Origin of the sequence: Massilia sp. MP_M2, from assembly GCF_039123635.1 — a bacterium.
Taxonomy (GTDB): Bacteria; Pseudomonadota; Gammaproteobacteria; order Burkholderiales; family Burkholderiaceae_D; genus Telluria.
In genome coordinates, this window is sequence record NZ_JBCHJF010000011.1 from 1 (window position 1) to 23,822 (window position 23,822).

At 62.5% G+C, this 23,822-nt stretch carries 27 protein-coding genes and 1 tRNA gene; 17 read left to right on the forward strand and 11 right to left on the reverse strand.

Annotated features, from left to right (window positions below; translation table 11 throughout):
* Positions 1-302: 302 nt before the first annotated feature.
* The 4 genes from RCH14_RS20155 to radC all read right to left on the reverse strand — a co-directional run bounded on the left by RCH14_RS20155 (position 303) and on the right by radC (position 3,260).
* Positions 303-1,874 carry a DUF418 domain-containing protein gene (locus RCH14_RS20155; protein WP_343027880.1) on the reverse strand — a complete coding sequence of 524 codons (1,572 nt, stop codon included), beginning with the start codon at positions 1,872-1,874 and terminating at the stop codon, positions 303-305.
* Between the two features lie 86 nt (positions 1,875-1,960).
* Positions 1,961-2,128: a 50S ribosomal protein L33 gene (gene rpmG / locus RCH14_RS20160; RefSeq protein ID WP_005665735.1), complete on the reverse strand. Its 168-nt coding sequence runs from the start codon at positions 2,126-2,128 to the stop codon at positions 1,961-1,963.
* 13 nt (positions 2,129-2,141) lie between these two features.
* Positions 2,142-2,378, reverse strand: coding sequence for a 50S ribosomal protein L28 (gene rpmB / locus RCH14_RS20165; RefSeq protein ID WP_183555830.1), 237 nt, complete (start codon positions 2,376-2,378; stop codon positions 2,142-2,144).
* A gap of 210 nt (positions 2,379-2,588) precedes the next feature.
* The gene (gene radC / locus RCH14_RS20170) at positions 2,589-3,260 is read right to left on the reverse strand and encodes a DNA repair protein RadC (RefSeq protein ID WP_343027881.1); all 672 of its coding nucleotides are present in this window, start codon (positions 3,258-3,260) and stop codon (positions 2,589-2,591) included.
* 113 nt (positions 3,261-3,373) lie between these two features.
* Here radC and RCH14_RS20175 point away from each other — a divergent pair, with 113 nt between their 5' ends.
* The 6 genes from RCH14_RS20175 to RCH14_RS20200 all read left to right on the forward strand — a co-directional run bounded on the left by RCH14_RS20175 (position 3,374) and on the right by RCH14_RS20200 (position 8,717).
* Complete coding sequence (locus RCH14_RS20175; RefSeq protein WP_343027882.1) at positions 3,374-3,826, forward strand: FKBP-type peptidyl-prolyl cis-trans isomerase; 453 nt, start codon at positions 3,374-3,376, stop codon at positions 3,824-3,826.
* Between the two features lie 9 nt (positions 3,827-3,835).
* Positions 3,836-4,795: a 4-hydroxy-3-methylbut-2-enyl diphosphate reductase gene (gene ispH, locus RCH14_RS20180; protein WP_343027883.1), complete on the forward strand. Its 960-nt coding sequence runs from the start codon at positions 3,836-3,838 to the stop codon at positions 4,793-4,795.
* Between the two features lie 242 nt (positions 4,796-5,037).
* The gene (locus RCH14_RS20185) at positions 5,038-5,967 is read left to right on the forward strand and encodes a branched-chain amino acid ABC transporter permease (RefSeq protein WP_343027884.1); all 930 of its coding nucleotides are present in this window, start codon (positions 5,038-5,040) and stop codon (positions 5,965-5,967) included.
* A 13-nt stretch (positions 5,968-5,980) separates the two neighbouring features.
* On the forward strand, positions 5,981-7,192 hold the full coding sequence (locus RCH14_RS20190) for an ABC transporter permease subunit (protein ID WP_343027885.1): 1,212 nt from the start codon (positions 5,981-5,983) through the stop codon (positions 7,190-7,192).
* The gene (locus tag RCH14_RS20195; RefSeq protein ID WP_343027886.1) at positions 7,189-7,959 is read left to right on the forward strand and encodes an ABC transporter ATP-binding protein; all 771 of its coding nucleotides are present in this window, start codon (positions 7,189-7,191) and stop codon (positions 7,957-7,959) included. The genes RCH14_RS20190 and RCH14_RS20195 overlap by 4 nt, the downstream gene beginning before the upstream one ends.
* 8 nt (positions 7,960-7,967) lie before the next feature.
* Positions 7,968-8,717 carry an ABC transporter ATP-binding protein gene (locus RCH14_RS20200; RefSeq protein WP_407070103.1) on the forward strand — a complete coding sequence of 250 codons (750 nt, stop codon included), beginning with the start codon at positions 7,968-7,970 and terminating at the stop codon, positions 8,715-8,717.
* A 75-nt stretch (positions 8,718-8,792) separates the two neighbouring features.
* Here RCH14_RS20200 and phaP read toward each other — a convergent pair whose 3' ends face one another.
* A complete protein-coding gene (gene phaP, locus RCH14_RS20205) occupies positions 8,793-9,374 on the reverse strand; it encodes a TIGR01841 family phasin (RefSeq protein ID WP_343027888.1) in 582 nt (193 codons plus the stop codon).
* A gap of 324 nt (positions 9,375-9,698) precedes the next feature.
* Between phaP and RCH14_RS20210 the strand changes: the two genes are divergently transcribed.
* The 3 genes from RCH14_RS20210 (at position 9,699) to pbpG (ending at position 12,640) form a co-directional block, all read left to right on the forward strand.
* Positions 9,699-10,625, forward strand: a complete 927-nt coding sequence (locus tag RCH14_RS20210) for a DMT family transporter (RefSeq protein WP_343027889.1) — start codon at positions 9,699-9,701, stop codon at positions 10,623-10,625.
* Positions 10,622-11,317 (forward strand): nitroreductase, encoded by a 696-nt coding sequence (locus RCH14_RS20215; RefSeq protein WP_343027890.1) that lies wholly within the window; start codon positions 10,622-10,624, stop codon positions 11,315-11,317. The genes RCH14_RS20210 and RCH14_RS20215 overlap by 4 nt, the downstream gene beginning before the upstream one ends.
* Before the next feature lie 165 nt (positions 11,318-11,482).
* Complete coding sequence (gene pbpG, locus RCH14_RS20220; RefSeq protein ID WP_343027891.1) at positions 11,483-12,640, forward strand: D-alanyl-D-alanine endopeptidase; 1,158 nt, start codon at positions 11,483-11,485, stop codon at positions 12,638-12,640.
* A 50-nt stretch (positions 12,641-12,690) separates the two neighbouring features.
* Here the strand turns inward: pbpG and RCH14_RS20225 are convergent, their stop codons facing one another.
* Positions 12,691-13,476: an IclR family transcriptional regulator gene (locus RCH14_RS20225; RefSeq protein ID WP_343027892.1), complete on the reverse strand. Its 786-nt coding sequence runs from the start codon at positions 13,474-13,476 to the stop codon at positions 12,691-12,693.
* 146 nt (positions 13,477-13,622) lie between these two features.
* On the opposite strand from RCH14_RS20225, the gene RCH14_RS20230 reads away from it, so the two are divergent.
* From RCH14_RS20230 to RCH14_RS20255, 6 genes are all read left to right on the forward strand, one after another.
* Positions 13,623-14,009, forward strand: a complete 387-nt coding sequence (locus RCH14_RS20230) for a diacylglycerol kinase (RefSeq protein ID WP_343027893.1) — start codon at positions 13,623-13,625, stop codon at positions 14,007-14,009.
* 67 nt (positions 14,010-14,076) lie between these two features.
* Complete coding sequence (locus tag RCH14_RS20235) at positions 14,077-14,715, forward strand: peroxiredoxin (RefSeq protein ID WP_343027894.1); 639 nt, start codon at positions 14,077-14,079, stop codon at positions 14,713-14,715.
* Between the two features lie 211 nt (positions 14,716-14,926).
* Complete coding sequence (gene cysT / locus RCH14_RS20240) at positions 14,927-15,799, forward strand: sulfate ABC transporter permease subunit CysT (protein WP_343027895.1); 873 nt, start codon at positions 14,927-14,929, stop codon at positions 15,797-15,799.
* Positions 15,796-16,701 (forward strand): sulfate ABC transporter permease subunit CysW, encoded by a 906-nt coding sequence (cysW, locus tag RCH14_RS20245; protein WP_343027896.1) that lies wholly within the window; start codon positions 15,796-15,798, stop codon positions 16,699-16,701. Before cysT ends, cysW begins: the two co-directional genes overlap by 4 nt.
* Before the next feature lie 19 nt (positions 16,702-16,720).
* Positions 16,721-17,794: a sulfate ABC transporter ATP-binding protein gene (locus tag RCH14_RS20250; protein WP_343027897.1), complete on the forward strand. Its 1,074-nt coding sequence runs from the start codon at positions 16,721-16,723 to the stop codon at positions 17,792-17,794.
* Positions 17,791-18,720 carry a CysB family HTH-type transcriptional regulator gene (locus RCH14_RS20255; RefSeq protein WP_343027898.1) on the forward strand — a complete coding sequence of 310 codons (930 nt, stop codon included), beginning with the start codon at positions 17,791-17,793 and terminating at the stop codon, positions 18,718-18,720. The genes RCH14_RS20250 and RCH14_RS20255 overlap by 4 nt, the downstream gene beginning before the upstream one ends.
* 48 nt (positions 18,721-18,768) lie before the next feature.
* Here the strand turns inward: RCH14_RS20255 and RCH14_RS20260 are convergent, their stop codons facing one another.
* The 4 genes from RCH14_RS20260 to RCH14_RS20275 all read right to left on the reverse strand — a co-directional run bounded on the left by RCH14_RS20260 (position 18,769) and on the right by RCH14_RS20275 (position 22,029).
* Positions 18,769-19,815: a quinone-dependent dihydroorotate dehydrogenase gene (locus tag RCH14_RS20260; RefSeq protein WP_343027899.1), complete on the reverse strand. Its 1,047-nt coding sequence runs from the start codon at positions 19,813-19,815 to the stop codon at positions 18,769-18,771.
* Between the two features lie 114 nt (positions 19,816-19,929).
* Entirely contained in the window at positions 19,930-20,658 is a 729-nt protein-coding gene (locus RCH14_RS20265; protein ID WP_343027900.1) for an arginyltransferase, read from the reverse strand.
* A 65-nt stretch (positions 20,659-20,723) separates the two neighbouring features.
* On the reverse strand, positions 20,724-21,446 hold the full coding sequence (aat, locus tag RCH14_RS20270) for a leucyl/phenylalanyl-tRNA--protein transferase (protein WP_343027901.1): 723 nt from the start codon (positions 21,444-21,446) through the stop codon (positions 20,724-20,726).
* Between the two features lies 1 nt (position 21,447).
* Entirely contained in the window at positions 21,448-22,029 is a 582-nt protein-coding gene (locus tag RCH14_RS20275) for an NUDIX hydrolase (protein ID WP_343027902.1), read from the reverse strand.
* Positions 22,030-22,209: 180 nt separating this feature from the next.
* Between RCH14_RS20275 and RCH14_RS20280 the strand changes: the two genes are divergently transcribed.
* Together RCH14_RS20280 and RCH14_RS20285 are read left to right on the forward strand one after the other, a co-directional pair.
* Positions 22,210-22,286, forward strand: a tRNA-Met gene (locus tag RCH14_RS20280).
* 177 nt (positions 22,287-22,463) lie between these two features.
* Positions 22,464-22,877: a T6SS immunity protein Tdi1 domain-containing protein gene (locus RCH14_RS20285; protein WP_343027903.1), complete on the forward strand. Its 414-nt coding sequence runs from the start codon at positions 22,464-22,466 to the stop codon at positions 22,875-22,877.
* A gap of 10 nt (positions 22,878-22,887) precedes the next feature.
* Here RCH14_RS20285 and RCH14_RS20290 read toward each other — a convergent pair whose 3' ends face one another.
* On the reverse strand, positions 22,888-23,814 hold the full coding sequence (locus RCH14_RS20290; RefSeq protein WP_343028056.1) for a DNA-3-methyladenine glycosylase 2: 927 nt from the start codon (positions 23,812-23,814) through the stop codon (positions 22,888-22,890).
* Between the last annotated feature and the right edge of the window lie 8 nt (positions 23,815-23,822).

The following is a 23,822-nucleotide window of genomic DNA, read 5'->3' on the forward strand; positions in this document are numbered from 1 at the left end:
CTCAATGGCACTCAGTCTGAACAGTGTCACCCCGACCGGCCACATCACCATTATTATCTACTGGTGCGCTGGCATCTTCAATATACGAGGTCTGACATTCAGACACGACCTCAGCCTTGGCAACCTCTAATGGTGTCTTGCGCATAATTAGTATGACGCAGTGCCATTTATTTTCGACTAGCCGACTACCTGACTGTCGAGATCGTGTCCGAATGTCAGACCTGACCCTCGCTTTTCGTGACCCTCGCTTTTCGTATCAGGGGAATAAAGAACGGCTCCTTCGGGAGCCGTTTTGCATTTGCTCATGCCTGCCTGCGCATTGTTGGCCAGCTCAGATACGTCAAGGCGCGCCAGATCCATTCGACCGGGCCGTACTGGAAACGTGCCAGCCACCAATGGCTCAGGCCGATCTGCAGCGCGCACAACCCCAGAGCGATGCCCACTTGCGCTGTCCGTCCTATGCCCCACAGCCCCGTTCCGTGGCCATAAAACAACAGAGAAAACACGAGCGACTGCGCCAGGTAATTACTCAGTGCCATGCGTCCGAACGGCGCCAGCAGGTCGATCCGTGCCAGCGCGCCACGGCTTTGCAGCATCAACATGACCGCGCCGATATAGCCAAGTGCAGCGGGCAAACTGCCCAGAGACAGCAGGGCGTAGGCAAGATCATGGCCACCGTCGTTGACGCCCGCTGGCCGGCCCGTCGCAATCAGGCTGCCAAGCAGGCCAAGTCCGACGCCCAGCGGGATGCCAACGATGGCCAGCCGTCGGTATAGCGGCTCGTGCTCGTTCGCGCGTGTAATTGCCCCCGATCGCACGAACCAGACGCCGATCAGGAACACGCCCACCAGCAAGACCGAGAACCCGACCTCGTCACGCATGCGTTCGGCCAGCTGCTTGAACCGCATCGCTACGCCATCGCGATAGCTTCCCTGCGTGAGCACGGCGCGTTCTTCGGCGCTGCGTGCGACCTGTTCACGGTAGCGCAGCACGCGCCCATCGTCCGCGCGCACGTCGGCGCCATCGTTGCTGGCGCTGGCGCTCGTCATCTGTGCAGTGGCAGGTGCGAAGTGCCGTACGCCGGCTTCCACAGCGATCAGGCAATAGGTCAGCATCACGATCTGGGCACCGAGCCGCAGCGGCTTGTGTCCGGCCGGTCCGCGCCAGCAGGCAAGCAGGCCAAGGCCGGTTGAGATGGCGCCCATCGCGACCAGCATGGTCGTGTCGTCGCCCTTGCTGGTCCATGCTGCGGTCAGCGCCGCCAGCAGCATCAACACACCGGCACTGATCGTCACCAGTGGAAACAGCCAGGCTTGCTGCGCGCGCAGATACAGCGCGGCCAGCGCCGCCAGAATGACGGGACCCAATAGCCAGCCCAGCCAGCCCAGGCCCGGGATCTGCGGCAGCACCGCGCAGGCAATGACCGCGATCACGAGCACCCGCGCCGGCGCCAGCAGGGCGAGCATCAGCGCGAGCGCGCCGACTGCATAACTGATCAGGATATCGCCGCTCCACAGCAAGGTGTGGTGCAACAAGCCGATCGCCAGCAGCACGGCGACGCGGCGACCGTAGGTCGGCGCGAACCGCCGCCCGGCCACCCGGGCGCGCTCGAGCATCAGCGCGAAGCCCATGCCGAACAACAGCGAAAAGATCGTCCAGAATTTGCCGCCCACCAGATACGCGACGAGGAACGCCACCAGCCAATCCAGGCCATGCAGGCCGGCCGGCATGCCTTGTCCGGATTCGACCACGGGCCGGTTGAAAAATTCGACGTTGGCGATGCAGATACCGATCAGCGCAAAGCCGCGCAGCACGTCGAGTGCGTCGAGGCGGTCGGTGACGGGAGAGAGGGAGGGCAGGGACGGGCTTGTCATTCCGCCATGGTAACGCGGACGCTGTGCGGCCATAAAAAAAGCCGCCAGGCTTGCGCCGGCGGCTTTTTGAAAGACAACAGGATCGATTACTTGATCTTGGTTTCTTTGTAGATCACGTGCTTACGTGCCTTAGGGTCGAATTTGGTAATTTCCATTTTCGCCGGCATCGTGCGCTTGTTCTTGGTGGTGGTGTAGAAGTGACCCGTACCTGCAGTCGATTCCAGCTTGATTTTGTCGCGGCCAGTTTTTGCCATGATAGCTCCCTAATTAAACTTTTTCGCCACGAGCACGCATGTCGACCAGCACGGCATCGATGCCGAGCTTGTCAATCAGGCGCAGGCCGGCGTTCGACAAACGCAGCGAAACCCAGCGGTTTTCCGATTCGACGTAGATACGACGATTCTGCAGGTTAGGCAGGAAACGACGCTTCGTTTTGTTGTTAGCGTGGGAGACGTTGTTACCAACCATCACACCCTTGCCGGTTACTTGGCAAACACGTGCCATAGTGCACTCCTTAAATATGTTCCAGGACTGGAAAAACGAGAGTATAGCGCGAAAAATGAAGCGGAATCAATCACTTGCGAAAAACAATGGTCAATTACAGTGATTAAAAAATTTAACAATTACCGATGTGGGTACGTTCGCGCGGGTAAGCCTCTGTTTACGCGATGTAATTTATGCCAATGACCGAACCACGCGCTGGTGGCAAATACGTCACAACTGCCCATTCTCGGCAAACGAGTACACATGGTTGCCAGCCACCACGAAATGGTCCAGCACCCGGATGTCGACCAGTGACAGCGCCTGCGTGAGCGCACTCGTCAGCCGCAGATCCGCGTCGCTGGGCTCGGCCACGCCTGACGGATGGTTGTGCGCCAGGATCACGGCCGCCGCATTGCGCCGCAGCGCCGCCTTGACCACTTCGCGCGGATACACACTGGTATGCGTCAGTGTCCCCCTGAACATGTCGTCACAATTGATCAGGCGATTTTTCACGTCGAGAAACAGCACGATGAACGATTCATGGGTGCGCAGCGCGAAGTGGCTGCGCAGATAGTGCCGCACCGCTTCGGGCGAGCACAGCGCCTCGCGCCGGAATTGTTCGGCCACCGCGCGCCGCGCCAGCTCCAGCGCCGCCTGGAGCTGCGCATACTTGGCCGGCCCGAGGCCGTGCAGTTGCCCGAACTCGCCGGCATCCGCATGCAGCAGGCGCTGCAGCGAGCCGAAGTGGGCGAGGGTGTCGCCGGCCAGCGTCACGGCGCTTTTCCCGGCTACGCCCACGCGCAGGAAGATCGCCAGCAATTCGGTGTCCGATAATGCCGCCGGGCCGTCGCGCAGCAAGCGCTCGCGGGGGCGGTCCTGCTCAGGCCAGTCACAAATGCCCATCGTGATTCCTCGCCAAAAAAAGAGGCAGCCCGGGCGCAAGCTGCGCGCGTGGCTTACAATAGCGGTTTGCCCCACCGGGGCTGCCCGCACTCATACGAAACGTCGCAAAGAACATGGCCAACGCTGCTCCTGTCGTCAATGAATCCTCGTACCTGACCCTGCATTACCGTCTGGCTGTTGCCGGCGGTTCTGATGTGATCACCACCTTCAATGGCACACCGGCAACGCTGTTGCTCGGTCAGGGCCAGCTGGCGCCGTTCCTCGAAGAACGCCTGATCGGCCTGCCCGAAGGCACGCACCAGACATTCGAACTCAGCGCGCAGGAAGCGTTCGGTGAACGTAACCCCGAACTGATCCAGTCGGTGTCGAAGGCGACGCTGGAAGAAAATTCGGTGCCGGGCGCCGATTACCTGGTCGGCGAAGTGGTCGAGTTCAATGCGCCCAAGGGTGGCCGGTTTGCCGGCGTGCTGCTTGAAATGCATGACGACTCGGCCCTGTTCGACTTCAACCATCCGATGGCTGGCCGGGCGCTCCAGTTCGAAGTGAAACTGATCTCGGTGCTGTAAAGGAACCCTATGGAAAATGAGATTCTGCTTGCCCAGCCGCGCGGCTTTTGCGCTGGCGTGGACCGTGCCATCGAAATCGTCGAGCGCGCCCTGACCCAATTCGGCGCTCCGATCTATGTGCGCCACGAAATCGTGCACAACGCGTACGTGGTGGCCGACCTGCGCACCAAGGGCGCGATCTTCATCGAACAGCTCGAAGACGTTCCGCCTGGCAACACCCTGGTGTTCTCGGCCCATGGCGTCTCGAAAGCGGTCCGGGCCGACGCCGAAGCGCGCGGCCTGACGATTTTCGATGCCACTTGCCCATTGGTGACCAAGGTGCACGTCGAAGTGGCCAAGATGCGCAAACTCGGCGCCGAGATCATCATGATCGGCCACGATGGCCACCCGGAAGTCGAAGGCACGATGGGCCAGGCCGAAGAAGGCATGCACCTGGTCGAGACGGTCGCCGATGTCCAGAGCCTGCAGGTGCGCAATCCCGACCTGCTCGCGTACGTGTCGCAAACCACGCTGTCGGTCGACGACACGGCCGACATCATCGACGCGCTCAAGGTGCGTTTCCCGAACATCATCGAGCCGAAGAAAGGCGACATCTGCTACGCCACCACCAACCGCCAGGAAGCCGTCAAGTTCCTCGCGCCGCAAGTGGAAGTGGTGATCGTCGTCGGCAGCCCGAACAGCTCGAACTCGAACCGCCTGCGTGAAGTGGCCGACAAGATGGGCACGCCTGCCTATATGGTCGACAATGCCGCCGCCATCGATCCTTCCTGGATCGACGGCAAGAAACGCATCGGCGTCACGGCCGGCGCGTCGGCGCCCGAGGTACTGGTTCAAGCCGTGATCGATCGCCTCAAGCAACTGGGCGCCGCCAGTGTGCGCGCCCTTGAAGGCGTCGAAGAGAACGTGACGTTCCCGCTGCCTAAAGGCCTGGATGGGGTTCGGCAGGTTGCCTTCAAGGCTGAGGGCTGAACATTATTTTTTGTTCCGGCAGAAAACAAAATTTGCTACTGCCGGCATTTACCGTTGTTAGTTTTCCGGCAGCCAAGCTATGATGGCGGCGCTCGGAATTGTCGTGGCGCTGCGCCCACCAGCGCATTGTCCGGCCGCAGATGTCTGCAGGTCACCTTGGTAAAGCAGCAGCTTCAGACCATGAGCGGCACGTCGGGATACCCCGGCGTGCCGTTTTTTGTTATTGCACAACAGGCGGAACGATGGAAACCTTTATCCAACAACTACTGAACGGGCTCGTGCTCGGCAGTATGTATGCGCTGGTCGCGCTCGGCTACACGATGGTGTACGGCGTGCTTAATCTGATCAACTTCGCCCACGGCGACGTGCTGATGATCGGCGCGATGATCGGCCTGACCATCCTGCAATTGCTTGAAGCCTATATGCCGGGCCTGCCTGGCTATGTGCAACTGGCGCTGGCGATCCTTGGCGCTATTCCCGTCACCATGCTGGTCAATATTCTGATCGAACGCATCGCCTATCGCCGCCTGCGCAATGCGCCGCGCCTGGCGCCTTTGATCACGGCCATCGGCATCTCGATCCTGCTGCAAACGTTCGCGATGATGATCTGGGGCCGCAGCCCGTTGCCGTTCCCGCAACTGCTGTCGTCCGAGCCGATCATGATCGGCGGCGCCATGATTTCGCAAACCCAGGTATTGCTGCTGGTACTGGCCGCGCTGGCGATGGGTAGCCTCGTGCTGCTGGTCGAGCGCACCCGGATGGGCCGCGCGATGCGCGCCGTGGCTGAAAACCCGCGCGTGGCCGGGCTGATGGGCATTGATACGAACCGCGTGATTGTCGCCACCTTTGCCATCGGCGCCGCGCTTGCCGCCGTGGCCGGCGTGATGTGGGGCGCCAACTACGCGTCGATCACGTTCACGATGGGCGTGCTGCCGGGTTTGAAGGCCTTCTGCGCTGCGGTGCTGGGCGGGATTGGCAATATCTATGGCGCCATGATCGGTGGTCTCGTGCTGGGCATCATCGAAGCGCTGGGCGCCGGCTATATCGGCGACCTGACCGGCGGCTTCCTCGGCAGCCACTATCAGGACATCTTCGCCTTCGTGGTGCTGATCCTTGTGTTGACCCTGCGCCCGTCCGGCATCATGGGCGAACGCGTGGCTGACCGCGCTTAACCGGGAGTACACCATGGCATTCCTGACGTTCGACACCCAGCACAAGCCGCGCCAGGCCTACACCAGCATGGCCATCGTGCTGGTGCTGCTGCTGATCTTCCCGTTCTTTGCCGCGCAATTCGGCAACTCGTGGGTACGCATCATCGACATCGCGCTGCTGTACATCATGCTCGCGCTTGGCCTGAACATCGTGGTGGGCTTTGCCGGCCTGCTCGACCTGGGCTATATCGCGTTCTTTGCCGTCGGCGCCTATCTGGTCGGCCTGTTCTCGTCGCCGCAGTTCGCCGCGCTGCTGGAATCGGTGATCTATTATTCGCCCGTCATCGGCGAAGCGCTCGTCGCGTTCTTCGGTCCCGAAATCCAGCAGAACGGTATCCACCTGTCGCTGTGGGCGATCGTGCCGCTGGCGGCCTTGTCCGCTGCATTGTGCGGCGCGCTGCTGGGCGCACCGACCCTGAAACTGCGCGGCGACTACCTCGCCATCGTGACGCTGGGCTTCGGCGAAATCATCCGCATCTTCATGAACAACCTGAACGACCCGATCAACTTCACCAACGGGCCGCAGGGCATCAATATGATCGACCCGATCCGCATCTTCGGCGTGTCGCTGGCGGGTGAGGCGGGGTCGAACGCCACGGTGCATATCGGCAGCTACGCGATGCCGTCCGTGAACGCGTATTACTTCCTGTTCCTGGCGCTGGTGATTGCGTCGATTTTCATTACCGGCCGCCTGCAGCACTCGCGCCTGGGCCGCGCCTGGGTCGCGATCCGCGAAGACGAAATCGCCGCCAAGGCGATGGGCATCAATACCCGCAACGTCAAGCTGCTCGCCTTCGCGATGGGCGCGTCGTTCGGCGGCGTGGCCGGCGCAATGTTCGGGGCGTTCCAGGGCTTTGTCTCGCCGGAATCATTCTCGCTGACCGAGTCGATCGCCGTGCTGGCCATGGTGGTGCTCGGCGGTATCGGCCACATCCCGGGCGTGGTGCTGGGCGGCGTACTGCTGGCTGCCCTGCCGGAAGTGCTGCGCCACGTGGTCGACCCGGCCCAGCAGGCGCTGTTCGGCAAGGTGATCATCGAGGCCGAAGTGCTGCGCCAGTTGCTGTACGGCCTGGCGCTGGTGTTGATCATGCTGGTGCGCCCGGCCGGCCTGTGGCCGTCGCCCAACAAGGAAGAGCGCCCGAACGCTGCGCTGGCGCGTGAGGACGAAGAAGCGAGGGCCACATGAGCGAACAAGTTATTCTGAACATTGCCGGCGTCAACAAGCGCTTCGGTGGCCTGCAGGCGTTGACCGATGTCGGCATCCGGATCATGCAGGGCCAGATCTACGGCCTGATCGGCCCGAACGGCGCAGGCAAGACGACATTCTTCAACGTGATCACGGGCTTGTACCAGCCCGACAGCGGCACGTTCGAGCTGGCCGGCAAGGCGTACTCGCCATCGGCACCGCACGATGTGGCCAGGGCCGGCATCGCGCGCACGTTCCAGAACATTCGCCTGTTCGGCGAGATGAGCGCGCTGGAAAACGTCATGGTGGGGCGCCACGTGCGCACGAAGCAGGGCGTGCTCGGCGCGATCCTGCGCCACAAGGCGGCGCGTGAAGAAGAGCGGGCGATTCGCATCCGCGCCCAGGAACTGCTCGATTTCGTGGGCATCGGCCAGTTCGCCAACCGCACGGCAAAGTTCCTGTCGTACGGCGACCAGCGCCGCCTGGAAATCGCGCGCGCGCTGGCGACCGATCCGCAATTGCTGGCGCTGGATGAACCGGCGGCCGGCATGAACGCCACCGAAAAACTGGGCTTGCGTGAACTGCTCGTCAAGATCAAGGCACAGGGCAAGACCGTGCTCTTGATCGAGCACGACGTGAAACTGATGATGGGCTTGTGCGACCGCATCACGGTGCTCGAATACGGAAAGCAGATCGCCGAAGGTTTGCCGGCCGAGATCCAGAAAAACCAGGCCGTGATCGATGCTTATCTGGGAGGTGCCCACTGATGGATGCAATGATAGACGCAACGATGGGCGCAATGACGGGTGACGCGATCCTGCAGATCTCGGGTCTGAAGATCGCGTACGGCGGCATCAAGGCGGTCAAGGGGATCGATCTGCGAGTGGCCAAGGGCGAACTGGTGACGCTGATTGGCGCGAATGGTGCAGGCAAGACCACGACGCTGAAGGCCATTACCGGCACGCTGCCGCCGTGCAAGGTCGAAGGCGACATCAGCTATCTGGGACAACCACTGCGCGGTACGCAATCGTTCCGTATGGTCCAGCAAAAGCTGGCCATGGTGCCGGAAGGGCGGGGCGTATTCACCCGCATGTCGATTCACGAAAACCTGTTGATGGGCGCTTACACGCGCAATGACAAGGCCGGGATCGATGCCGATATCGAGAAATGGTATGCGGTGTTCCCGCGTCTGAAGGAGCGCGCGGGCCAGCTGGCCGGTACGCTCTCGGGCGGCGAGCAGCAGATGCTGGCGATGGCGCGCGCGCTGATGTGCCATCCGACGCTGCTGTTGCTCGACGAGCCCTCAATGGGCTTGTCGCCGATCATGGTCGAGAAGATTTTCGAGGTGATCCGTGATGTATCGCAACAAGGCATCACGATCCTGCTGGTCGAGCAGAACGCCAAGCTGGCGCTGCAGGCCGCGCACCGCGGTTATGTGATGGAGTCGGGCGAGATCACCATGACCGGCAATGCGCACGACATGCTGACCGATCCGCGCGTGCAGGCCGCTTATCTGGGCGAATAAGGGTTCCGCACGTAAAAATGGCCGGGTTGCTTGCGCAACCCGGCCATTTTTTTACCGATCAGTGATGCTGCAGTATTACGCAGCAGCAGCCGTCGCCGATGTGGCGGCGTTGGTGGCTTTGGCAGCGGTGGCCGAGAATTGCGACACAGCGGCGTTCACATTGGTTTCGATGGCTTCGACAGCCTGCTTCGAGGTCTTGCTGAACTGCTCGTAACCGGCATTGGCGTTGCTGATGGCGGTCTTGACGGCGGCGACGAAGTTTTCGGAACCGGCCGGTGCATTCTTGCTCACTTCATCGACCAGCGAAATCACCTTGCGGTTGGCTTCGACGATCTGGCTTTCGGCCGCTTTCGAGAATTCGGCGCCGGTGCCGCTGGCGATCGATGCCAGCTGACGGCTGTAGGCCATGGCTTTTTCAGCGTTTGGCTGTGCCTGGGTGGCGGCCAGCGAGAAGAATTCTTGCGGATCCTTGGCGCTCAGCAGCTTGCTGGTGAGAGCCGACGATTCTTCGAGGCTGGCGCGTGCGGTGCTGATGTTCAGCGCAACCAGTTTTTCCATGCTTTCGAACGTCTTCGACGTCAGCGACGAAAACAGGGCGAACTGCGATTCCAGGCTGGTCTTGGTGGCGGTCGAAAACTGTTCAGGGATTGCAAACATGTGTCTCTCCAAAATGTTACGTTTCGTGAATGGACTGTTGCTCGGTTTATGGCAGTTCTTTGGCAAACGCGATGAAGCTCTTCTTTTGTGCACCGCAACAGGGCAGATTTTGTGCCACTTCGTTTGAGGCGTCAAGCGATTTTGATGCGATGCACAATCCGTGGTAAAGAAGTGACAAGAATGCATTTGCCGTGAGAAATCTCAATTGATCTACCGCAAACGAACATTCTTTTTTGCTGCTTAATTGCACCAAAACTGTGTGCTAGACTCGGCTCTTGTCTTTACCTTAACTTCTGTCTATTCATTCGGGACATTGCGCCATCCATGTCACAGAGCGCCACTTCGCCGCCCGCTTCCGCTGCCGTCCCGACAGCCCCGTGGCTGTCGCCCGTGCCGCTGTTCTTTGTCCTGCTGTGGAGCTCAGGCTTCATCGTCGCCAAGTTCGGCCTGCCTTATGCGCCGCCGCTGACCTTCCTGATCGTGCGTTGCCTGGGCGTGCTGGCGGTGTTGCTGCCGATCGTGCTGGTCTGGCGCGCGCCCTGGCCGCGTGGCCAGATCCTGCACATCGCGCTGGCTGGCCTGCTGTTGCAGGCAGGGTATCTGGGCGGCGTCTGGGCTGCCATCGACCTGGGCATGCCGGCCGGATTGACGGCGCTGATCGTCGGCATGCAACCCATCCTGACGGCCGCAGCCGCGCCGCTCATCGGCGAGCGCGTGCGGGGCCTGCAGTGGCTTGGGTTGCTGCTGGGCCTGTCTGGCGTGGCCCTTGTCGTGTATGCCAAGCTCGGCCTGGCCGGCATGTCGCCCACCGCGCTGGCCCTGTGCCTGCTCGCGCTGCTCTCCATCACCACCGGCACGCTGTACCAGCGCCGCTTCTGTCCGCGATTCGATCTGCGCACCGGCACGGCGATCCAGTTTGGCGCCACCGTGCTGGTACTGATTCCACTGGCCATCTGGCTGGAAGACCTTGATCTTGCGTTCAGCCGCATCACCTGGAGCGGCGACTTCATTCTCGCGCTGGTGTGGTCGGTGCTGGCGCTGTCGATCGGCGCCATCTTCCTGTTGTTTACCTTGATCCGGCGCAGCCAGGCCACGGAAGTGACGAGCCTGATGTACCTGACCCCGCCTGCCACCGCCGTCATGGCCTGGCTGCTGTTCGGCGAATCGTTCAGCCTGCTCGGCCTGGTCGGGATGATCGTCGCCGTCACCGGCGTCGCCTTTGTCGTCAAGAAGCCAAGGAACTCCCCATGATCAGCAGTCCCAGCCAGGAAGCGGTCGATGCCGCGATCACGTCGCGCCGCTCGATCCGCGCCTTTCTCGACAAGCCGGTGGAACGCGACGAGATCGCACGCATCCTCGACGTTGCCGCGCGTGCCCCGTCCGGCACCAACACGCAGCCGTGGAAGGTGTATGTGCTCACTGGCGCTGCGCGTGTTCGGCTGTCGGGCGCGATCCTGGCGGTCAATGCCGATCCCGAACAAGCGCGCGGGCATACCGAGGAATACGCGTATTATCCGCGTGAGTGGACGTCGCCCTATATCGACCGCCGGCGCAAGGTTGGCTGGGATCTGTACAGCCTGCTCGGCCTGGGGCGCGACAACAAGGCCGGCATGGCCGCCCAGCATGCCCGCAATTACGCGTTCTTTGATGCACCCGTGGGGCTGATCTTCACCATCGACCGGATCATGGCGCAGGGTTCGTGGCTCGACTATGGCATGTTTTTACAGAACATCATGGTGGCGGCGCGCGCGCGCGGCCTCGACACTTGCCCACAAGCGGCATTCACGCAGTATCATCGGATTATCAGTGCCGAACTTGGCCTGGCGGCCAGCGAGATGGTCGTCTGCGGTATGGCGTTGGGGTGGGCCGATCCGGAGCGCATCGAGAACAGCCTGGTCACCGAGCGCGAGCCCAGCCACGGCTTCGCCCGCTTCATGGAGTAGCGTAAATACCGTCAATATCCTGTTGATATCAAAAGAAAAATTGTTTTCAGGTTCGTGTTGTTTTAATCGGTTATTGCCGTACAGAATGTGAATTTTGCTTGCGAACGAACGTCGTTCCGCTACACTTCACTACGTTTCTCATCTGTTCGGGTCAGGGGCTTCATCATGTTCAAACTTGCTGTGGCTACTGTGGTGGCCGCTTTATTTGCCTTTTCCCCGGTCCAGGCCGCCGGTGCTGGTGCGGGTGCGGGTGCGGGTGCCACTGAGCAGGCCAAAAAATCTTCCGCCGCCAAGAAAAAAGTCAAACGCAAGGTCGTGCGCAAAGCCACGTCCAAGCGCGCCAAACGCCAGGAACTGGCAGTTGCGGGCGAGCGTCCGCGCATGATCCGCCGGGTCAAGACGGTGCGCGGCAAGCGGGTCGTCACGTATCAGCCGGTGCGCACGGCCGCCGCCGCTGTCGCAGTCGGCGTTGCTGCCAAGACCGTCGGCGACATGGCTGGTCTCGACGACACCGTCGATCCGCTGGCGCTGCGCTCGAACGTGGCCTACGTGGTCGACCAGAACAGCGCCGAAGTGCTGTTCGAGAAAAATGCCAATGTCGCGCTGCCGATCGCGTCGCTAACCAAGCTCATGACAGGCATGGTCGTGATGGACGCCAGACAAGACCTCGATGAAGTGTTGCGCGTGACTGACGACGATGTCGATCGCCACAAGTTCAGCAGCTCACGCCTGCCGGTGGGCGCCAGCATGACGCGCCGCGAACTGCTCCATATTGCCCTGATGAGTTCCGAGAACCGCGCCGCGTCGGCGCTGGGCCGCAACTATCCGGGCGGTATCAACGCCTTCGTCGGTGCAATGAACGCCAAGGCACGCCAACTGGGCATGCGCGACACCCATTACGTCGACTCCAGCGGCCTGTCGAGCCGCAATGTTTCCAGCGGGCGCGACCTGGCCAAGCTGGTCATGGCTGCGCATGGCGACCCGGTGCTGCGCGAATTCTCGACCACGCCCAATTCCACCGTACAAGCCAGCGGTCGCACGATGCACTATCGCAATACCAACTACCTGGTGTCGCTGCCTGACTGGAATATCGGCCTGCAAAAGACCGGCTTCATCAACGAAGCAGGGCGCTGCCTGGTGATGCAGGCCATGATCCATGGCCGCAATGTCGTGATGGTGTTCCTGGATTCGAAGGGCAAGATGTCGCGCACGGCCGATGCCGGCCGGATTCGCCGCCTGATCGAGTCGCTGCCGGACCGGATGGATGTCGAGGCCATCCGGCCATCGACCATCACCGCCAGCGCGCCGGGGTTGACGCGCTGAAACGGAAGGGCAGGCCTCGCGCCTGCCCTTATTGTGTCTGCTCTTATCGTTTATACGGTCGGCATCGGCCGATACCCGAGCGTCGACGAAATGCGCGCCGCCGTCTGCACCAGGTCCTCAAGCCAGTCTTCCTGCAGGCGGTCGGCCGGCGCCGAAATCGACAAGCCCGCCACCAGCTTGCCGCTATCATCGTGGATGCCAGCGGCCATGCAGCGCACCCCAAGTTCGAGCTCTTCATTGTCCCGTGCATAGCCGCGCGAGCGCACCAGGCTCAGCTCGCGCTCCAGCCGCGCCAGCTCCGTGATCGAGTTGCGCGTGTGGCCTGAGAGGCCCGTGCGGGTCGCGTAGGCGCGCGTGGCTTTGACGTCGTCCACCGACAGAAACAGCTTGCCAGTGGACGTCAGATGCAGCGGACCACGCCCGCCAATGGCGCGCACGACCTGCATGCCCGAGCGCTCCGAAAAGGCCCGGTCGATGTACACGATCTCGTCGCCCTGGCGCACCGACAGATTCACCGTCTGCTGCGTCTTGCGGTGCAGGGCGCGCATGGCGTCGAGCGCCGCTTCGCGCACCGACAGCCGGCTCTTGACCACATTGCCCAGTTCCAGCAGGCGCATGCCCAGGCGGTACGTGCCCGGCTCGACACGGTCGACGAAGCGCGTGACCACCATATCGTTGAGGATCCGGTGCGCCGTGGACGGGTGCAGGCCCGACACGTGCGCCAGCTCCTTGAGGCTGACCGGGTCGGAATAGGTGGCAAGGGCGTCCAGAAGCGACGTCATGCGTTCGATCACCTGGATCGAGGTCTTGGCGGGTTGGGGCGTTTCCATTTTCATATGATGGTTGGTGCGGTGCGGTAGGCCCATTCTTTATACCATGATGTGAAACGCTCGCGCAAACCCGCCCTTGCATTGTGGGCGTGATTGCCACATGCTGATCGGGAGGCTGCATAATGACGTTCCTGCATCTTCACTGGACAACGATGGACAACCCGATCAGCGAATTCAAGACCTTGCGCGGCCTCGAGCGCATTGGCGCGGCGTGCCGCAACACCTGGGACGGCTTGCGCTGGGCCTGGCGCAGCGAAGCGGCGTTCAGGCAAGAGGTGGTGCTGATCGTCGTGGCCAGCGTGATCGCGCTGCTGTTGCCCGTCTCGGGCTTCCAGCGCCTGGCCATGATCGGCGTGCTGGTCGTGGTGCTGATCGTCGAGCTGATCAATTCGGCGATCGAGGCGGTCGTCGACCGTATTTCGCTCGAGCGCCATCCATTGTCGAAAGCGGCCAAGGACATCGGCAGCGCCGCCGTCGCACTGACGCTGCTGCTGGCGTTCGCGGTCTGGGCCGTCGTCCTCTACAATCGCTTCATGTAGACCATGCAACGCGCTGTCCGGCACGGATGGCGCCCCGAACAAGTTTGATCAATCACAGGAGATGACCATGACCTTACGCCTCGGCGATACCGCCCCCGATTTCGAACAAGATTCCAGCATTGGCACCATCCGTTTCCACGAATGGGCAGGCGACTCGTGGGTCGTGCTGTTTTCGCACCCGGCCGACTTCACGCCAGTCTGCACCACCGAACTGGGCCTGACCGCCAAGCTCAAGCCTGAATTCGACAAGCGCAATGTCAAGGCGATCGCGCTGTCGGTCGATGCGGCCGAAAAGCACCGCGACTGGATCCGCGACATCGAAGAAACCCAGCAAACCGTGGTGGGCTTCCCGATCATCGCCGATGCCGACCGCTCGGTCTCGACGCTGTACGACATGATCCACCCGGAACAGTCGGCCACCGCCACCGTGCGTTCGCTGTTCATCATCGATCCGAACAAGAAAGTGCGCCTGACTATCACCTACCCGATGAGCACCGGCCGCAACTTCGACGAAGTGCTGCGCGTGATCGACGCCCTGCAACTGACCGATGGCTACACCGTTGCCACGCCGGGCAACTGGAAAGATGGCGACGACGTCATCATTCCGCTGACCGTGACCGATCCTGACGTGATCAAGCAGAAGTACCCGAAAGGCTTTGAAGCGCCGCGTCCTTACCTGCGCATGACGCCGCAGCCGAACAAGTAAGCCACGTCTTACGCGACCAGAAAAATGGCCCAGGCGATTGCCTGGGCCATTTTTTTTTTCCGACCAACGAAGTTTTCCGCATATCGACATGCGAAAAGCGCGCCGCTACATAGCGTTTCGTGTCTATACAAATAAGGATTCTTTCGTTTGCGTTATGTAGATCACGTGAGAATATGCCAGTCCGATAGAAGAATTTGTAATAAGGACTCGCATGACATCGCTTGCTATGCCAGGCAGCACGGCAGCGTCCAAGTCGTCGAAAGCACCGGGCCGGGTCATTCCCGGCTTTGGCATTTCGCTTGGCTTCACGCTGTTTTACCTGGCGCTGATCGTTCTCATCCCGCTGTCGGCGGTGTTCCTCAATACCTTCAGCATGACCTGGGCCGAGTTCTGGGCCACCGTCACGTCCGAGCGCGTCATGGCGTCGTATCGCCTCAGCTTTGGCGCGTCGCTGATCGCAGCGGCCCTGAACGTCGTCTTCGGCGGCATCGTCGCCTGGGTGCTGGTGCGGTATAAATTTCCCGGCAAGCGCTTCGTCGATGCGCTGGTCGATTTGCCATTTGCGCTGCCTACCGCGGTGGCCGGCATCACGCTGACTGCCCTGTACGCGCAGAATGGCTGGATCGGTCAATACCTGGCCGAGTGGGGCATCAAGGTCGCGTTCACGCCGCTGGGCATTGTGGTGGCGCTGACCTTCATCGGGCTGCCGTTCGTCGTGCGCACGGTGCAGCCGGTGCTTGAAGAAGCCGAACGTGAACTCGAAGAAGCCGCCGCCAGCCTGGGCGCGCCGCCGCTGCAGACCTTCACCCGCGTGGTGCTGCCGACGATCGTGCCGGCACTGCTCACCGGCTTTGCGCTGGCCTTTGCGCGCGCCACCGGCGAATACGGCTCGGTCATCTTCATCGCCGGCAACCTGCCGATGGTGTCCGAGATCACGCCGCTGCTCATCATCTCCAAACTCGAACAATACGATTACGCCGGCGCTACCGCGATTGCCGTCGTGATGCTGGTGTTCTCGTTCATCCTGCTGCTGACGATCAATCTGCTGCAGGCCTGGACACGCAAACGGGCGGGCAAATCATGAGCGCCGTCCTCGACAAAGTCACGCCGCCGCGCCCACCGGCGGCGCGCGGCAAGCGCCTCGACACCAGCGTGCTCGAGCCGCGCTGGGTCAGCGTTCTCCTGATCGCGATTGCGCTGGTCTTCCTGACGCTGTTTCTGTTCATCCCGCTCGCGGCGGTGTTTACCGAAGCGCTCAAGAAGGGCTGGGAAGTGTATGTCGAATCCGTCATCGACCCCGATGCGATCTCGGCCATCAAGCTCACGCTGATCGCTGCCGTGATCTCGGTGCCGCTGAACCTCGTGTTCGGCGTGTCGGCTGCCTGGGCGATCACCAAGTTCGAATTCCGTGGCAAGAGCATCCTGCTCACGCTGATCGATCTGCCATTCTCGATTTCGCCCGTGATTGCCGGCCTGATGTATGTGCTGCTGTTTGGCGCGTCGGGATGGTTTGGCCCGTGGCTGGCCGAGCACGACATCAAGATCCTGTTCGCCGTGCCGGGCATCGTGCTGGCCACCGTGTTCATCACGTTCCCGTTCGTGGCGCGCGAGCTGATTCCGCTGATGCAGCAGCAGGGCACCGAAGAAGAAGAAGCGGCGCTGGTGCTGGGCGCGTCGGGCTGGTCGACGTTCTGGCGCGTGACGATGCCGAACATCAAATGGGGCCTGCTGTATGGCGTGATCCTGTGTAACGCCCGCGCGATGGGCGAGTTCGGCGCCGTCTCGGTGGTCTCGGGCCACATCCGCGGCGAGACCAACACGATGCCGCTGCACGTCGAGATCCTCTACAACGAATACAACTTCACGGCCGCATTTGCTGTGGCGTCGCTGCTGGCGCTGCTCGCGCTGGTGACGCTGGCCATCAAGTCCTTTATCGAATGGCGTCTGCACCAGGCCAAGTCGGCCTCGCTGAACGCCCCTCACTGAATTTCCGCCGGAGCCACGCATGACGATTGAAGTCCAACACATCCGTAAAAATTTCGGCCAGTTCAAGGCGCTCGACGACGTCTCGTTGCAGTTCCCGGACGGCGAACTGACCGCCTTGCTCGGCCCGTCGGGCTGCGGCAAGACCACGCTGCTGCGCATTATCGCCGGCCTGGAATACCCGGACTCGGGCACCGTGCTGCTCGACGGCCAGGATTCGTCGCACCGCCACGTGCGCGAGCGCCAGGTGGGTTTCGTGTTCCAGCACTACGCGCTGTTCAAGCACATGACCGTGTTCGAGAACGTCGCGTTCGGCCTGCGCGTGAAGCCGCGCAGCGAGCGCCCGAGCGAAGACCAGATCCGTGACAAGGTCAAAAAACTGCTCGAGCTGGTGCAGCTCGACTGGATCGCCGACCGCTATCCGCCGCAGCTGTCGGGCGGTCAGCGCCAGCGCATCGCCCTGGCGCGCGCGCTGGCCGTCGAGCCGCGCGTGCTGCTGCTCGACGAGCCGTTCGGCGCGCTCGACGCCAAGGTGCGCAAGGAACTGCGCCGCTGGCTGCGTCGTCTGCACGACGATCTGCACGTGACGTCGATCTTCGTCACGCACGATCAGGAAGAAGCACTTGAAGTGGCCGACCAGGTGGTCCTGATGAACAAGGGCCGCGTCGAGCAACTGGGCAGCCCCGACCAGGTGTATAACCATCCGGCATCGCCGTTCGTGTACGGCTTCCTGGGTAACGTCAACCTGTTCCATGGCCGCATCCACGAAGGCGTGCTGGCCAGTGGTGATGTCAATTTCCAGGCCCCGCAGCATATCGACGTGCGCGATGGCGCCGGTATCGGCTACGTGCGCCCGCACGATCTCGATGTCGAGCGCTACACCCCGGGCGCCGAGGGCGTCGTGGCCAAGCTGCGCCGCGCGCATGCCATTGGCCCGCTGGCCCAGCTCGACCTGGAGCGCGCCGACAATGGCCAGATGATCGAAGCGGTGCTGCCAAACGAACGCTTTGCCAGCCTGGGCCTGAAAGAAGGCGACACGCTCGTGGTGCGTCCGCGCCGGATCGAAGTCTTTGTCGACCACGGAAGCGCCGCATGAATTTCCAGCAGCTGCGCTCGGTGCGCGAAGCGGCCCGGCGCGACTTCAACCTCACCGAAGTGGCCAACGCCCTGTTCACGTCGCAGCCTGGCGTGTCGCGCCAGATCCGCGAACTCGAAGATGAACTGGGCGTGGTGATTTTCGAACGTAACGGCAAGCGCCTGACTGGCCTGACGCCGCCCGGCAAAGGCATCCTGCGCATCGTCGAAAAGCTGCTGGTCGAAGCCGAGAACCTGCAGCAGGCCAGCCGCGAATTCGCCGGCCAGGACAGCGGCACGCTGACGGTGGCCGTGACCCACACGCAGGCCCGTTACGCGCTGCCGCAGGTGGTGCAATCGTTTCGCGCTGCGTTCCCCAACGTGCGCATCGCCTTGCAGCAAAGTTCGCCCGAACACATTGCCGAATGGGTGGTGTCGGGCAAGGCCGATATCGGCATCGCCACCGAGGGCATCGCCGCATTTCCCGATCTGGTGTCGTTCCCGTGCTACCGCTGGAGCCACGTGATCGTCGCGCCCGAAGGCCATCCGATCTTCGCCAGCGGTTCGCCGCTGCGCCTGGAGGACCTGGCCGACCATCCCCTGATCACGTATGACCAGGGCTTTACTGGCCGCAGCCACATCGACGCGGCCTTCCTCGAAGCCGGGCTGGCGCCGGACATCGTGCTCACGGCGATGGATTCGGACGTGATCAAGCAATACGTATCACTGGGGATGGGTGTGGGAATCGTGGCGTCGATGGCGTTTGACAATAGCCGCGACAAGGGCCTGCGTGCGATCGAGGCATCGCACCTGTTCGCGCAGAACGTGACGCGCCTGGCGGTGCGGCGCGGCTCGTACCTGCGCTCTTACGCGTTTCACTTCATCGAGCGCTTCGCGCAAGGCTACACGCGAGCCGATATCGAAAAGGCGATTGCGACGGCGGAATAGGGTAGCGTCACCGGCACCCCACGCTGGCGCGCCGGCCGTCTTTGCTGCTTACTTCGTCTTCTCGCGCAGCGCGTCCGCGCATTCGCGCACCAGGCTTGGCCCGGCGTAGATCAAACCACTGTACAACTGCACCAGCTTGGCGCCGGCCGCGATCTTCGCGCGTGCATCGGCGCCGCGCATGATGCCGCCCACGCCGATGATCGGGATGTCGTCGCGCAGCTCGGTCTTGAGCGCGCGGATCACGATGTTCGACTGCTCGAACACGGGCGCGCCCGACAGGCCGCCCGCCTGCTGCGCATGCTTCATGCCCTCGACATCGCGTCGGTTGAGCGTGGTATTGGTGGCAATGACGCCGTCGATCTTGTGCCGCAGCAGCGCGCCGGCGATATCGCGGATCTGGTCGCCGTCGACGTCCGGTGCGATCTTGAGCGTGAGCGGCACGTAGTGGCCGTGTTGGTCGGCCAGGCGCATCTGCTCTTGCTTGAGCTGCGACAGCAGGCTGTCGAGTTCGGAAGCGCCCTGCAACTGGCGCAGGTTCTGCGTGTTCGGCGACGAGATATTGACCGTCACGTAGCTGGCGTACGGGTAGACCTTGCGCAGGCATTCGAGGTAGTCGTCGGCAGCGCGCTCGATCGGCGTATCGGCGTTCTTGCCGATGTTCAGACCCAGCACGCCCTGCTTCTCCTGGAAGAAGCGCGAGGCCTGCACATTGGCCACGAACGCGTCGACGCCGCCGTTGTTAAAGCCCATGCGATTGATGATGCCGCGCGCGCGCGGCAGCCGGAACATGCGTGGTTTCGGGTTGCCGGCCTGGCCACGCGGCGTGACCGTACCGATTTCGATCGACCCGAAGCCCAACGCGGCCAGACCGTCGATATACGCGCCATCCTTGTCCAGCCCGGCGGCCAGGCCGACGGGGTTGGGGAACGTGATACCCATGACGGTGCGCGGATCGGGCCGTGGTTTCCGGATGGCGCCGGTCAGGCCGAGTGCTGCTGCGCGACGCAGCATGGGCAAGGTCAGATTGTGCGCCGCTTCGGGATCGAGCGAGAACAGTGCGGGTCGAACGAGGGTATACAGGATTTTGTCTGGCATGGGGTACTCGGTTGACGTATCCCCGTCATTCTAACGTGCGGCGGGGGCCAGTACATAACGAAGTGCCAATGCAATTGTTAGCGGGTGTGTCCGCTGACTCCGTAAGCAACAGCTTCAGGCGCCGAGAACGCCCCATTGCCCGTCGATGCGCGCTTCCAGTGGCCGGAAGTTGATTTTATAGGCCATCTTGGGGCTCTGCGCGATCCAGTAGCCAAGATACACGTGCGACAGCCCGAGTTCGTGCGCCTGGTTCACCTGCCACAGGATGTTGTAGGTGCCGTACGACGCGTTCTCGATATCCGGGTCGAAGAAGGTGTAGACCGACGACAGGCCATCGGACAGCACGTCGATGATCGACACCATGCGCAAGGTGCCGTCAGGCTCGCGGAATTCGACCAGACGCGTGTTGACGCGGCTTTGCAGCAGGAACTGCGCGTACTGGTCACGGCTGTCCTGGTCCATGCCGCCGCCGACATGGCGCGTGGTCTGGTAGCGCAGGTAGAGCGCGTAGTGCTCATCCGAGAAGGCCAGGTTGGCCACCATCGCAACCAGATTGCCATGGCGCTTCCAGGCGCGGCGCTGGGTGCGGTTGGGCGTGAAGTCGGCGCACTTGACGCGCACCGGGATGCAGGCCTGGCAGCCGTCGCAATACGGGCGGTAGGTAAAGATGCCGCTGCGCCGGAAGCCATTCTTGACGAGCTCGGAATACACATCGGCATTGATCAGGTGCGAGGGCGTCGCGACCTGCGAGCGCGCCTGGCGTGCGTCGAGATAGCTGCAGGGGTAGGGCGCCGTGGTGTAGAACTGCAACGTGGCGAAGGGCAGGTCGTGTAGGTGCGTCATGCAAAGAGCTCTCGGGACGACGTGGGGTTGCCGTCTATTCTAGCGAAAACCAGGCCGCGATTCCGTTAGTCAGGCAACGGTGACACCACCGTCCATGACCCGATGCCCGGCCTGGCGGTCACGCGGTGGACGTGTTCGAGAAAGCGGCTGCGCGGGATCGGCGCAGCCCCGAGCGACGCCAGATGCCCGGTTTCTTGCTGGCAGTCGACCATGTCGACGCCATGGCGTTGCAGGAACGCAACCAGATACGCCAGCGCGACCTTGGACGCATCGGACACCCGCGCGAACATCGATTCGCCATAGAACATGTGCCCGATGCAGACGCCGTACGCGCCGCCTACCAGTTCGCCATCGAGCCAGACTTCGGCCGAATGCGCATAGCCCAGCGCGTGCAGGCCCGTATAGCCGGCGATGATCTCGTCCGAAATCCAGGTGCCTGGCCCGTCGCGCCGCGGCGCAGCACAGGCGCGCATCACGTCGTCGAACGCGCTGTCGAAGCGCACGTCCCAGCGCCCGCCGTCCAGGCGGCTGCGCTCGATCTTGCGCAGCGTTTTCGCCAGGCTATTGCTAACCTTGAACTGGTCGGTGTACAGCACCATGCGCGGATCGGTGCTCCACCACAGGATCGGCTGGCCTTCGGAAAACCACGGGAAGATGCCCTTGCGGTAGGCCTGCAGCAAGCGCGCCGGCGACAGGTCGGCGCCGGCGGCAAGCAGGCCCGGCGCTTCAACCGTCAATGCCTTCGACACGTCGGGAAACGGCGTGTCGATCTCGAGCCAGGGAATCATGTCAGTACGGTTCGCCTGGGGCCATCATCGGGCGGTTCACGGCCACGCTGTGAAAGCCGAAGTCGCCACCCTCGCGCACTTTGATCCGGTCGGCAAAGAACAGTTCCAGCGTCGTGCGGATCGTGGGGAAGGCCAGGTCGTCCCAGGGAATGGTCGCTTCGGTGAACAATTGCACATCGAGGCTTTCGATGCCGGCCGCATAGTCGAGGTCGCGCAGGCGCGCGAGATAAAACAGGTGAACCTGGTGCACATGGGCAACGTTGAGCAACGAAAACAGCGGGCCAAGTTCGATATTGGCGCCGGCTTCTTCTTCGGTTTCGCGCTGCGCCGCCTGTTCGGTGGTCTCTTCGTTTTCCATGAACCCGGCCGGCAGCGTCCAGTAGCCGTAGCGCGGCTCGATGGCGCGTTTGCAGAGCAAAATCTGGAGTTCGCCATCGCGCTCCCATACGGGAATCGAACCGACGACCAGCTTCGGGTTCTGGTAGTGGACCGTGGCGCAGTGCGTGCACACGTAGCGCGGCCGGTTGTCGCCTTCGGGAATGGCCAGCACGACAGGGTGGGCGCACTCGGAGCAGAATTTCATGGTGGATAGGGCAGGTTGGTCGTGACAATACTGTACACCGAATGCGGCGTCGGCAGGGGCAGGGGGTGTTTGCGGCTGATGGTCGCGCGCTCAAGCGAGTGATAAGTTTCTTCAATAGGGGATGCAAGGAGGATTAGATTTGCTTAATGACCCAGGGGCGCGTATAATTCATTTCACAGACGCGGGGTGGAGCAGTCTGGCAGCTCGTCGGGCTCATAACCCGAAGGTCACAGGTTCAAATCCTGTCCCCGCAACCAAGATTAGAGGCCGTTGATTCGAAAGAATCAGCGGCTTTTCGTTTTTCTGGCCCCGTCTTGTGTACCTCTTGCTCCGCTGTAACCGCCTCGATGCAGATCAACCCCGCGTGCCGCCCCTGCAATGCAGGGGGCCGTGCCCGGTCCAACCCGCAACGGACGACAAGTCAGGGGCGCACCATGATCAATGTAGACGACATCAATCAATCCTGGGGCTGGGTGGGCATGAGCGCAGTCGAAGTGCTCGGCGCCAATGCCTTCGGCAATCTCATCATTCGCGACGAGGACGACCGGTTCTGGTGCCTGCGTCCGCACGAGCTCTGTTGCGAGCCGCTCGCCAGCAACCGCGCCGCGCTCGACGCGCTGTCGTACAACCAGGATTTTCTCAACGACTGGTATATGCCCGAGGCAGTGTGCCTGGCCGAAGCCGCGCTGGGGCCGCTCACCGACGGGCGCACCTACTGCCTCAGGATTCCCAGTGCCCTGGGCGGAAAGTACGGGTGCGATAACCTGGCCATCGCGCCGCTGGCGGCGTTGATCCGGTTTTCGGGCGAAGGCGCGCAGCAGTACGATGGGCTGCCGCGCTGGAACTAGAAACTAAAAACTACGCGGGCTCGTCCGCCGATGGCGTGTCGGCCAGGCTCGCCCACAGGTACGCCGCCGCCATCGTGCGGTGTGGCGCGTAGCGTGCCAGCATCTGCTCGGCTTCCCGTACCGTTGGCCGGGCTGCGCTGCCCGACAACGTGTGCAGCGCGGCGCGCACCGCGACGTCGCCGTGCAGCGAGCAATCGGGATAGCCATAGCCGCGCAGCAGCACGTAGTTGACGGTCCAGGGGCCGATGCCCTTGATGGCCAATAGTGTTTCGCTGACGTCGGCGCTCGCAGGGCAAGAAATGTCTTCCACGCCAGTGCCCCGCTCGAGCACCAGGCTGCCATCGACCACCATCCGCGCCACGCGCAGGATCGTCTCGGCCTTGGCGTTCGAGAATTTGCGGCTCGTGAGTTCGCCGATGTCGAGCCGGGCTACGTCGGGGGCCTCCGGATAGCACCGCAAGCCAGATGCATGCGCGCGGCCCGCCAGTTGAATCAGCGTGCGGCGCAGGGCAATGGCAAAGGTCAGGTTGATCTGCTGGCCGATGATGGCCCAGGTCAGCGCTTCGAAGATCGTGGCCGACTGCACGATGCGCAGGCCTGGCTGGCGCGCCACCACTGGCCCTAGCCAGGGATCGTCCTGGACGAGGGCGCCGAATGCAGCCGGGTCGATCCGCAGGCCCAGCACATTCAGCAGCGCCTCGCGCGTCCGTGCCTGCACATCCTGTGTAGCCGGCCCGTCGAACGTCACGCGGCAGTGCGCGGCACCGGCCCCGAACCGGATGTCGAACAGCGTTGGCACGCCACCGAACAGCACGCCCTTGCGCAAGCCATCGGCGTCGATCTGTTCGGCCACGCGTTCGGGATCGCGGCCGTGGAACGCCAGCGCGTCGGCGACGCGGTAGCCGGGCGGCAGCGCAATCACGTGCGTGTCGGTCATCGGCGTCA